Raw genomic sequence first — 10,877 nt, 5'->3', positions numbered from 1 at the left:
GAAACTGTCTTCTTTGGAAGCAGGAACCGACCCCAAACCGGACATTTCAATTTAGCCGGATATCGGACATTTCAAATTGGCCTCGACACGCGTGTAGGTCCCAAGTTCAAATCTATGGCCAGCCCGAATTTTGCAACCTCTGGTTTTGACAGTGTGTGGCTTGCGCAAATCTATCCGGAATCGTGCCGGACGCTCGTCCGTTGTTCCGAGATGAAAACCGCACCAGTCGAACCTCAAAATGTCGGCAGCTGCTAATGAGCTGTAGAACTTGTCAGGTTATTCGTCCGGTCGCTGAGCCGTTGGCCATCAAACTCCAGCAGTCGCAAAACCTGGTTAGCAAATCTCAACTTTTGTTAATCAACAACGAACCTTGATATTCCGTATGCTTCATCAGAACGGCCCAAGCGATCCGAGCAAGCTTGTTGGCAAGCGCGCATGCAACCACATTCGAGTGTCGTCGAATCAACATCGAACGAATCCAATCTCCAAGCCTGTCGTTACGTTTTTGCACGCGCTGTATGACAGCACGCGCGCCTTGCACGAGCAGACGGCGCAGATGTTTGTCACCGCGTTTGCTGATGCCGCATAAGGTCGTTCGTCCGCCCGTGCTTTTCTGACGTGGGACTAGTCCGATCGATGCGGCAAAATTTCTTCCACCCGCATACTGTGTGATGCTTCCGATTTCAGATGCGAGCAAGCTTGCCGTGATGGTGCCAATCCCCGGAATTGAAAGCAATCGAGCGGCGTTTTCGTCCTCGCGAAGCTGCGCGACCAGTTCCTTCTCGATTTCGACAACTTGGGCGTCAAGATATTTATAGTGTTCGTGCAGTCGTTGAATGATTTGGAGAAGCCTCGACGGGAGATCATTGAGCGCGATGACATCAGGCAAACGACGCAAGGTTACTTTGGAAATTGGCACCACGACGCCAAATTCGAGCAAGATACCGTGAATTCGATTGATGGTGGCCGTACGCTCCGTTACCAAACCCTCACGCGTTCGATGTAGTGCGGCTAGAAGTTGCTGGGCTTCCGTTCGAGGCTCGACGAAGCGCATTGCTGGTCGGGATGCGGCTTCACAGATCGCCTCAGCATCAATGTAGTCATTCTTATTGCTCTTCACAAACGGCCGCACATATTGCGGCGAAATCAGCTTGCTCGCGTGCCCCATCGCATTCAGCTTGCGTGCTAGCCAGTGTGAACCAGCACAAGCTTCCATGACGACAGTAACGGCTTTGAGATTGCTGAAGAAGGAAAGCAACTGCTGACGCGAAAGCTTCTTGCGAAAGACCGCATGGCCCTTCGCATCCTGCCCGTGAACGTGAAACACATGCTTGCCCAGATCGATGCCGATCAGCGTGACCTCGTCCATGTCACCCTCCATCTACGTTGGATCGAACCTCTCATAGTAGGACGATCGCTGGGTTCGGGCTGGCCATTTCATTATGTCGTGTTTCTGCCAAGTAGAGATGTCGCCTTTTGACGTAGCTTCGTTGCCAGACAAGCGTTTGAGGAGCGCTGGCGATGAACACGACCGGGACCCTCACAATGTCAATGCACGAAGTGGATCGCCTCAGGGTCATTCAGGCTGTCGTCGAGCGGCAGCTCAAGCCGGGCCGGGCCGTTGAGCGGCTGGAATTGAGCGTGCGACAGGTCGAGCGGCGAATGCTGCGTTATCGAGCGACCGGTGCGCTCGGTCTGGTCTCGCTTAAGCGCGCACGCGCGAGCAATCATCGACTACCTGAGGGCGTGGCGCAGCGCGCGCTTGGGTTGATCCGCGAGCGCTACGCCGACTTCGGATCTACCTTGGCATGCGAGAAGTTACGGGAGTGCCACGGCATCAGACTGGCTGTCGAGACAGTGTGAACGTTGATGACGGCCGCAGGACTCTGGGTTCCCCGCAAGCAGCGCCCGCCCAGCATTCACCAGCCGCGTAATCGGCGCGCGTGCCTGGGTGAGCTGATCCAGATCGATGGCAGCGATCATCGCTGGTTTGAAGAGCGAGCGCCGCAATGCACGCTGCTTGTGTTTATCGATGACACCACCGGACGGCTGATGACGCTGCACTTCACCGCGACCGAGTGGACCTTCAGCTATTTCGAGGCGCTGTCAAAGTACTTGCGCGCACACGGCAAACCGATGGCGTTCCGTAGCGACAAGGCCAGTGTGTTCAATGTCAAGAACCGTTCGAGCACGGCGGGCAAAGGCGTGACGCAATTCGGGCGAGCCTTGTACGAGCTCAACATCGACGCATTTTGAGCAGACACGAGTCAGGCCAAGGGCCGCGTGGAGCGTGCCAATTTGACCTTGCAGGATCGGCAACGTCTGGACACCTTTAGAAAAGAAGCGAATGAAACTAAATGCGGGTCAAGATAACCAACGTAATACGCAAAAAATCAAATCAATTGCATTTCCGAGTTAGACATTAACAGCATAATGTTGCTTAAAAATGGCATACGCCTCCGAACACCCAACACGAGTCTCACTCCCTCCCCTGAACCCGTCGCATGATCCGATCAAGCGCCTCCGAATAACTCGCGAAAGTCCCCTTCTGCTGCAACTCCGCGTGGAGCTGCTCGTTGATGCCGCCGGGCGTGCTCGACTCCTTGATCATCTTCGAGAACGGTTGATCGTCTCGCGTCGTATCGTGTGCCAAGCCGACGTGATAGCCCGACAAAAACGATCGGGCCGCCTCATACGGCAGCCCTTGGCGAACGAGCCACGCAGCCTGCTCTTCCAGTAGCGCGTAGAAACTGGCCATGGTTGCCGTGACTGCCGACAGCGCATCGAACTGATGTTCGCTGTTTACTTCGACCGCCTTACCCAACGGTCCAAAGAGCGCTCGCGCGAGTTCGCTCGGCGGACAGATGGCCGTGCTGCCCTTGCCTTCCGCGACGGCCGGCAAAGGAACCGCGCGCGCGATACTCGCGGCCGTGCGCACCATGCCGAACACTCGCTCGATCGACAAGCCCGCCATGAAGCTGATGACCTGATGCCGTGCATCGAACTCGAGTTCGCCAAGCACCGTCGACGCAATTTGCGGCACGACCGCGAGACACACGACGTCGCTGGTGTCGAGCACCTCCTGATTGCTGCTGCACACCGCGACACGCGCGTCGAGACTCGCAAGTTTCGCGGCGATTTCGGCATTGCGCGGCGAAAGCGCAATGTGTTCAAAAGGAACGTCGAACCGAATCATTCCGGTCACGACGGCCCGCGTGATCGTGCCGGTGCCAATGAATCCAATGCGCATAGTGCCTCGTATGGTCTGAGATGAACGGTTCAATCGAGCCCGAGCCACGTGGCCTTGGGCTACATATACCGTATCGTGCCGCAAACTGCGTTGTCATGCCGCGAGCGAAAATAGCAGCCAAGCGCAGTGGCCAATGCCGCAACAACGAGCCGTCGCGACATTGAGTCGGTCATCGATCGATGCGCCTGAGGAACGTTCGATGCTCATCGTGCAAGCGCGCGATCGCCCGCCGAACCAGGGTCCGTGGCGCAAATGGCTCGGCTTCATTTGACCAACTCGACGCCCGACGAAAACTCACGCGATCTCGCTGCCGTTGCACAAGGCGGTGCTCAATGCCATTATCGGCGGCGACGGCCTGCGCGCGAGCGCCGCCATGCTGGAACATCTCGTCGATACGGAAGCGCGCCGTCGACGTTCCGCACGGCTGCAAGGAGACAGCGGCTCAGAGGCGTAAGCACGCAGTGGTGCCGCGCAACATCTTTCGTTTGATCAATCGTGAGGACGTGTCATGGCGATCATCAGTGATGTCAGTAGCGACTATTTCCGCATTCCCCTGCCCGTGCCGTTGTCCGACAGCACGCACGGCCTCATTCCCAATTTCGAGCTGGTCACGGTAACCGTTCGCGATGCCGATGGCGCCCAAGGCGTCGGCTACACCTACACCGTCGGGCGCAACGGCCGTTCGGTTCAGGCGGCGGCAAACGAGATCGCCGAACTGGCCCGGCATCAGGATGCGGACCTGGCCGAAGCGCTCTGGAAATCGATCTGGTGGGCCATGCATTACGGTGGGCGCGGCGGCCCGACTGTCCTCGCGCTATCCGCTTTCGACATGGCGATCTGGGACCTGAAGTCGAAGCGCGCGAACCTGCCGCTCTGGCGCATGCTCGGCGGCTACGATCCCAAGGTGCCGGTCTATGCGGGTGGTGTCGATCTGGACTTTCCACTCGATCAGTTGTTGCGCCAGGCAGAAGGTTTCATCGACCAAGGCTTTCGCGCCATCAAGATGAAAGTGGGACGCAAGAATCTGGCGGAGGACGTGGCGCGCGTCGCGGCCATGCGCGAGATGCTCGGCGACAGCTTCCCGCTGATGGTCGACGCCAACATGAAATGGTCCGTCGACGAGGCCATCCGCGCCGCGCGCGCACTTGCACCGTTCAACCCCGGCTGGCTCGAAGAGCCGACCATTCCCGACGATATCGCGGGTCACGCGAGGATCGTCAGCGAAGGCGGCTTGCCGGTCGCGACAGGGGAAAACATGCGCACGATCTGGGAGTTCCAGCAGATGATCACCATCGGTCGTGTGTCGTACCCGGAGCCCGATGTCACGAATTGCGGGGGCATCACGCCGTTCATGAAGATCGCCCATCTCGCGGAAGCGCACAACCTTCCCGTCACCAGCCACGGCGCCCATGACGTGACCGTGCATTTGCTCGCGGCGGTTCCGAATCGCTCTTATCTCGAAGCGCACGGTTTCGGGCTGGAGAAGTATCTGGCCGAACCGCTTCGTATCGAGGACGGTTTTGCTATCGCTCCGGAAAGGCCGGGGCATGGAATCGAGTTCGACTGGAATAGGCTGAAGGCTTGAGCTGGCTGTCGCCTGCTCAAGCGAGCGTCGCGCATGTCTTCGCCAAACGATCGCGTAGCCCGCGATGCCCCGGCGAGCGATGCGTGCGCGACGTTCACTTCTTTTTCGGCAACCGGCCACGTCTTTCGAAGCTGATTACCTTGAAGGTCACCGGAACACGTACACAGTCCGCGCCCGCGCCGAAACCTCACATCACCTTATCCAACGTGATCGGCAGATCCCGAACCCGCTTGCCCGTGGCATTGAAAACCGCATTCGCCACGGCCGCACCCACGCCCGTGATACCGATCTCGCCGACGCCACGCGCGCCCATCGGCGTGTGCGGATCGGCTTCATCGTTCCAGATGACATCGATTCTCGGGACATCGAGATGAACTGGGACATGGTAATCGGCAAGCGATGGATTGATCACGCGGCCGCTTCTCTCGTCGAATTGAGTCTCTTCCATGAGCGCAAGGCCGAGTCCCATGATGATGCCGCCGCGAAACTGGCTCGCAGCCGTCTTGGCATTGATGATGCGACCGCAATCGAACGAACCGAGAAAACGGCTTACGCGAATCTCGCCTGTGACGACATTCACACGCACTTCGCAGAAGAGCGCGCTATGGCTGTGCATCGACCAGTGCTGCAATTCGAAAGGCATCGGGGCTTCGGCCTCCACGGTCACTTCATCGCGCTGACCGCGAGCGAGTATGGCGCCGTAGCGTTCGTGCCGGGTTTCGTCGTCGAGCGCGCAAAGGCCGCCGTCGTGGCCGCCAACGTCGTCGGGCAAAAGACCGGATAGCGGCGAACTGTTGCCCGCAAGACGGAGCAGTTCCTTCACGAGCTTGTGATGCGCCGCGATCACCGCCGCGCCAATGGCCGCCGTCTGCTGCGAACCGCCCGCGAGCACCGCGCCGGGCAAGTGTGAATCGGCGTACTTGAACTCAATGTCCTCCATGGCGAGTCCAAGGCGTTCGGCCACGATTTGCGTCTGCGCGGTCGATGTTCCCATGCCCATTTCGTGCGCGGCGATGCTGACCGTCGCACGCCCCGCGCTATTGAGCGTGATGCGCGCCGCACCGCCGGGCATCCGATAGTACGGATACGTTCCCGTTGCGCAGCCCACGCCAACGAGCCAGTCGCCGTCGCGGCGTGCGCCCGGCTCGCCGCGCTCGGCCCAACCGAATCGTTCACGGCCGGTCTTCCATGCCTCGACGATTCCGCGCTGGGAAAATGGCAGTCCCGTCGTCGGATCTTTCTCCGGCTCGTTCTTGAGTCGCAACTCGATAGGGTCCATGCCCATGGCGTGCGCGAGTTCGTCGATGCCGCATTCGAGCCCGAAGGTGCCGACCGCCTCGCCGGGCGCGCGCATGAACGTATTGGCCGTCATGTTCATCTTGACGGTCTCGACATCGAGCAGAAAACTGCGCGACGCATATGCGCTCTTTGCCGGCAAGATGAACGGCTCCGGCATGTTGTTATGAGGCGTCATGGCGACCGTGCCGGTATGAATCAACGCGTCCAGGGTTCCATCAGCCTGGGCACCGAGCGCCACGCGTTGCTCGGTGAGCGTGCGTCCACCGACGATGCGATATACGCCCTCGCGCGTCAACATGATCCGCACCGGCCGTTTCACGAGTTTCGATGCAGCCGCGGCCAAAACCTGGTGTTGCCAAATAGTCTTGGAACCGAATCCGCCGCCGACATACGGTGACGTGACATGCACGTCCTTCTCGTCGATGCCGAACACCTGCGCAATGGTCCACGCTTCGTGCGCGACCGCCTGCACGGTATCGTGGATACGCAGCGTCTCGTCCTTCCAATAGAGCGTCGCCGCATGCAACTCGATTGGATTGTGATTGTGACGCGGCGTCGTGTAGCGCACGTCGATCTTGTGCGGCGCGGAGGCGAGCATTGCCTCGGCATCCTTGATCTCGAGCTTGAGCGGCTCGCCCTGGAACACGCCCGGCTCCGAGCCGTGCGCCTTCGCTGCCGCCAAGGACGTCACCGCATCGCCTGAGGTCTCGTAAGTCACCTGTATCAGCGACTGCGCGTGGTCCGCCTGCTCTTGCGTTTCGGCCAGCACGAGCGCAACCGGTTGGCCGTTCCAGTGAACCTGATCGTCCTGCATGATTGGCACATCGTCGCCACCCGCGGCCTTGGGCTTCGTCATGAACGCGGGCATCGGCTTGAGACGCGGCGCGTTCTTGTACGTCATCACGAGCACGACGCCCGGCGCGGCGTCCGCCGCCGACGTATCGATCTGCACGATGCGGCCGCGCGCTATCGATGCGTACTTGAGTGCCGCGTACGTCATGCCATCGACTGGAAACTCGGCCGAGAAAGTCGCCTGACCGGACACCTTCAACGGTCCGTCGATACGGCTAACCGGTGCGCCGATCAGCCCGTGCTTGTGAAGGATCAAAGGGTCCGGCTTGCCGCCGGGAATGAAGCTATCGGGTGCGAGGGCGATGGCTTTTTTCATGACCGCCTGCGCGGCGTCCTTGAGGATAGGCATTAGCGGATCTCCTTGCGAGCGGTCAGTTTGACCAGTGTGTCGGCAATCACGCGCTGACCCAGTTCGATCTTGAAGGCGTTGTCGCGAAGACCTCGAGCGGACGCGAATTCCGCCGCTGCGGCAGCGCGATACGCGGCTTCGGTCGCGGGTCCATCCTTGAGCGCCGCTTCGAGCGCGAAGGCACGCCACGGCTTGTGCGCGACACCGCCCAGGGCGACTTTCACCTCCTTGACCATGCCGCCCTGCACGTCGAGAACCGCCGCCACGGAAACGAGCGCGAAGGCATAGGAAGATCGATCACGGACTTTGCGATAGGCGGATCGGCCCGCCGATTCAGGCGGCAACGTAAGGGCCGTAATCAGTTCACCTGCCTCGAGCACCGTTTCGATGTTCGGTGTGTCGCCGGGCAGGACGTGAAGATCGACCAGGGGAATACGACGCGCGCCATTGAGGCCTTCGACTTCCACGTTCGCGCCGAGTGCGGCGAGCGCTACCGCCATGTCCGAGGGATGCGTGGCAACGCACGCGGAGGACGCGCCGAAGATGGCGTGCATGCGGTTGAATCCGTCCATTGCATCGCAGCCCGAACCCGGCTCGCGCTTGTTGCAGCGGGCGGCATCATCGTAAAAGTAGCCGCAGCGGGTGCGTTGCAGGAGATTGCCGCCGACCGTTGCCATGTTGCGAATCTGCGCGGAAGCGCCTGCAAGGATGGCCTCGGACAATAGCGGGTAGCGTTCGCGCACGCGCCGGTCAGCGGCCACGGCGGTGTTCTTTACGCCGGCGCCGATTCTCAGGCCGCCGTCATCCGTGTCGTCGATGGCGCATGAGAGGCCCGTGATATCGATCAGCATCGTCGGATGCTCGATCGTCTCTCGCATCAGATCGACGAGATTGGTGCCGCCGCCTAGGTACTTTGCATCCGAACGGGCGCCGGACGTCAGCGCCGCCTGCTGATCCAGGGCGCGTTCATAGGAGAAGGGATTCATTGTTCGACCCCTTGCTCGACGGACTCTTTCTGCGTCTGAACCTTTCCGAACGTGATCTGAATGGCGTCGACGATACCGTTATACGCACCGCAGCGGCACAGGTTTCCGCTCATCCGTTCGCGCAGTTCCGCATCGGTCAGTGAGAAGCCTTCCGCACTCACGTCCTCGCTGACATAGCTCGGCACGCCGCCTCTCAACTCCTTTTCCATTCCGATAGCCGAACAGATTTGACCGGGCGTACAGTAGCCGCACTGAAAACCGTCATGCTCGACGAAGGCTTCCTGAAGTGGATGAAGCGCGCCCGGTGCGCCGAGTCCCTCGACGCTGGTGATCTCGCGGTCCTGATATTGAACGGCCAACGCGAGGCAACTGTTGATGCGCGTGCCATCGACCAGCACCGTGCAAGCGCCACATGCGCCTTGATTGCAGCCTTTCTTAGCGCCAAAAAGATGGAGATGTTCACGCAGCAGATCGAGCAGCGACGTTCTTGGATCGAAGTCCAGGTCGACTGCCTTGCCGTTGATAACGAAATGCATGATTGCTCCCGTTGAATTAGAGCTCGCGCCAAGAGGCGGTGTACTGGCTGTTGAAACGAAATGAGATGCGCCCGGCGACCCACGTCAGGTTTGCCTGGACCATTAGGCAAGCGCTGGTTCTTCGTCGATTGGAACTGTTTGATCAGACGCGTCTTTCGGCAAGACCTCGACTGTTGAAATTCCGAACGACGCTTGAGACGCCTTATAGCAATTCGTGGACCTCATCTGTCGCAGCGGTGCTTAGGCCCTAGGAAACAACCAGTCGCCTTCGCCAGACGCTTGGCGGATTTTGTCCTCATCCTGACCGCAAGCATTCTCGATTCCCGCAAAAAGCCCGCTTATGATGGGACTTTCCCAATCAAGGAGCGTCAAAAATGTCCGCCACCCTCCCCCGCTCGGCGCTGATCATCATCGACGTACAGGAATCGTTTCGTCAGACCGCCGACTGGTCGGATGCCGATCTGCCTGCTTTCAAAAGCGCCATCCTCCGCTTGGACCGTGGCGCGCGCGAAGCCGGCATTCCGGTCGTCCACATCTTTCACATCGGCAAGGCTGGTCCGTTCACCAAGGAATCCGGCTTTGTCGTGCCGCAGGATTGGTTGCCGGGCGCGCCCTCCGTGGTCTTCGAAAAACACACGCACAACGCGTTCACCGATACCGGCCTCGATCTCTGGTTGCGTCGCCGGCAGATCGATCATCTCGTCATCACCGGCATCCGCACCGAGCAATGCTGCGAAACCACGACGCGCGTAGCCTCCGACATCGGCTATACGGTCGACTATGTGACCGACGCCACGCTCACCTTCCCGATGACTCACGCGACGAGCGGACGCGTCTATTCGCCGGCAGAAATCAAGGCGCACACGGAACTGGTCTTGCAGAATCGCTTTGCACGCATCGCCAGCGTCGACGATGCGCTCGCCAATTGGCAAACGCCACGCCCGGCATGATGCCCGCGACATCCGTATGGTTCGTGCTGACGCCCTCCGTGCTGATGCTCGATTATGCGGGCCCCGCCGAGGCTTTTCGCATGGCGGCCGAATCCGGCGCTTCGTTCGACTTGCATCACTGCGGCCCGCTGCCTCGCGTCGCGACCTCCATCGGCACGTTTGTCGATGGCCTCGAACCGCTGCCCGACAACCTGCCGCCGAATAGCCTCGTCATGGTCGTCGGCACCACGGAATCGCCCGAGCCCGGCACGAGCGCGCCCTTCGATGCGGTCACGCATTGGCTGCGAACCGCGCCGCGCGACGACACGCGCATCGCCAGCATTTGTTCCGGCGCCGTGCTGCTCGCCCGCGCGGGCTTGCTCGCCGGGCGCCGCTGCACCACGCACTTTGCGTTGATCGATCTGCTCAAGCGCGAGGAACCCACGGCGCGCGTGCAGGACGACTGCCTGTTCGTCGATGACACCGGTGTGCTGACGAGCGCCGGCATCACGGCGGGCATCGACTTGGCGCTTCATGTGATCGAGCAGATCGCGGGGGCGGAACTGGCTGCGTCAGTGGCACGACGTCAGGTGATGTACCAGCGCCGCGCAGGCGACGAATCGCAACTCTCACCGTGGCTTGCGCATCGGAATCACATGCATCCGGCGGTGCACCGGGCGCAGGACGTCATTGCGCGGGACCCCGCGCGCGCCTGGAGCGTGGCCGAGCTTGCGCAGGCCGCGCATGTCAGCCCGCGGCATTTGAGCCGGTTGTTCGCGGAGCATGCGGGCGTCACCGTGCTGGCGTATCAGCAAAGTCTTCGCGTGGCTCGCGCGCAAAGATTGCTGACGAGCCCGGAGCTGTCGATAGAACGCGTGGCCGAGCAATCGGGGTTCGCGTCGGTACGCGACTTTCGCCGTGTCTGGAGGCGATATCACGATACGGCACCGCGCGAGTATCGGAGTGCAAGCGCCGTCTGAGCGGCGCGTCGAACTACCGCTCGCTGCGCGACGGACCGCTTTCTGTAATCACGCCCACAGATCGCAACGGCTCCCCGATGCACAATCGATCCGGAAAACGCGACGCCATTC

Annotated in this window: 9 protein-coding genes and 1 pseudogene; 5 read left to right on the top strand and 5 right to left on the bottom strand. The window is 60.5% G+C overall.

Translation table 11 applies throughout. The annotated features are described in order from the left end of the window. Positions 1-343 precede the first annotated feature (343 nt). Positions 344-1,369: an IS110 family RNA-guided transposase gene (locus NCR40_RS27060; protein WP_250511252.1), complete on the bottom strand. Its 1,026-nt coding sequence runs from the start codon at positions 1,367-1,369 to the stop codon at positions 344-346. Positions 1,370-1,521: 152 nt separating this feature from the next. Here NCR40_RS27060 and NCR40_RS31660 point away from each other — a divergent pair, with 152 nt between their 5' ends. Next, the gene (locus NCR40_RS31660; protein ID WP_502801034.1) at positions 1,522-1,863 is read left to right on the top strand and encodes a hypothetical protein; all 342 of its coding nucleotides are present in this window, start codon (positions 1,522-1,524) and stop codon (positions 1,861-1,863) included. Between the two features lie 249 nt (positions 1,864-2,112). After that, positions 2,113-2,316, top strand: a pseudogene (locus tag NCR40_RS31655) (ISNCY family transposase); the annotation flags it as partial. Positions 2,317-2,479: 163 nt separating this feature from the next. On the opposite strand, the gene NCR40_RS27050 reads toward NCR40_RS31655, so the two are convergent. Continuing rightward, complete coding sequence (locus tag NCR40_RS27050; protein WP_250511251.1) at positions 2,480-3,250, bottom strand: pyrroline-5-carboxylate reductase; 771 nt, start codon at positions 3,248-3,250, stop codon at positions 2,480-2,482. A gap of 508 nt (positions 3,251-3,758) precedes the next feature. On the opposite strand from NCR40_RS27050, the gene NCR40_RS27045 reads away from it, so the two are divergent. Then, the gene (locus tag NCR40_RS27045; RefSeq protein WP_250511250.1) at positions 3,759-4,835 is read left to right on the top strand and encodes a mandelate racemase/muconate lactonizing enzyme family protein; all 1,077 of its coding nucleotides are present in this window, start codon (positions 3,759-3,761) and stop codon (positions 4,833-4,835) included. Positions 4,836-5,022: 187 nt separating this feature from the next. On the opposite strand, the gene NCR40_RS27040 is transcribed toward NCR40_RS27045, so the two are convergent. The 3 genes from NCR40_RS27040 to NCR40_RS27030 are packed head-to-tail and all read right to left on the bottom strand — an operon-like array spanning position 5,023 to position 8,857. Further along, positions 5,023-7,335, bottom strand: a complete 2,313-nt coding sequence (locus NCR40_RS27040; protein ID WP_250511249.1) for a xanthine dehydrogenase family protein molybdopterin-binding subunit — start codon at positions 7,333-7,335, stop codon at positions 5,023-5,025. Beyond that, positions 7,335-8,321 carry an FAD binding domain-containing protein gene (locus tag NCR40_RS27035; protein WP_250511248.1) on the bottom strand — a complete coding sequence of 329 codons (987 nt, stop codon included), beginning with the start codon at positions 8,319-8,321 and terminating at the stop codon, positions 7,335-7,337. The genes NCR40_RS27040 and NCR40_RS27035 overlap by 1 nt, the downstream gene beginning before the upstream one ends. After that, the gene (locus NCR40_RS27030; protein WP_250468302.1) at positions 8,318-8,857 is read right to left on the bottom strand and encodes a 2Fe-2S iron-sulfur cluster-binding protein; all 540 of its coding nucleotides are present in this window, start codon (positions 8,855-8,857) and stop codon (positions 8,318-8,320) included. Before NCR40_RS27030 ends, NCR40_RS27035 begins: the two co-directional genes overlap by 4 nt. A gap of 374 nt (positions 8,858-9,231) precedes the next feature. On the opposite strand from NCR40_RS27030, the gene NCR40_RS27025 reads away from it, so the two are divergent. Together NCR40_RS27025 and NCR40_RS27020 are read left to right on the top strand one after the other, a co-directional pair. Continuing rightward, positions 9,232-9,807: an isochorismatase family protein gene (locus NCR40_RS27025; protein WP_250511247.1), complete on the top strand. Its 576-nt coding sequence runs from the start codon at positions 9,232-9,234 to the stop codon at positions 9,805-9,807. Then, complete coding sequence (locus NCR40_RS27020; protein WP_250511246.1) at positions 9,783-10,766, top strand: GlxA family transcriptional regulator; 984 nt, start codon at positions 9,783-9,785, stop codon at positions 10,764-10,766. Before NCR40_RS27025 ends, NCR40_RS27020 begins: the two co-directional genes overlap by 25 nt. Positions 10,767-10,877: the final 111 nt, after the last annotated feature.

This window comes from Caballeronia sp. GACF4 (assembly GCF_023631025.1).
Classification (GTDB): domain Bacteria; phylum Pseudomonadota; class Gammaproteobacteria; order Burkholderiales; family Burkholderiaceae; genus Caballeronia.
Note: the sequence above shows the minus strand (reverse complement) of the source record. Positions and strands in the feature narration are given on the sequence as shown.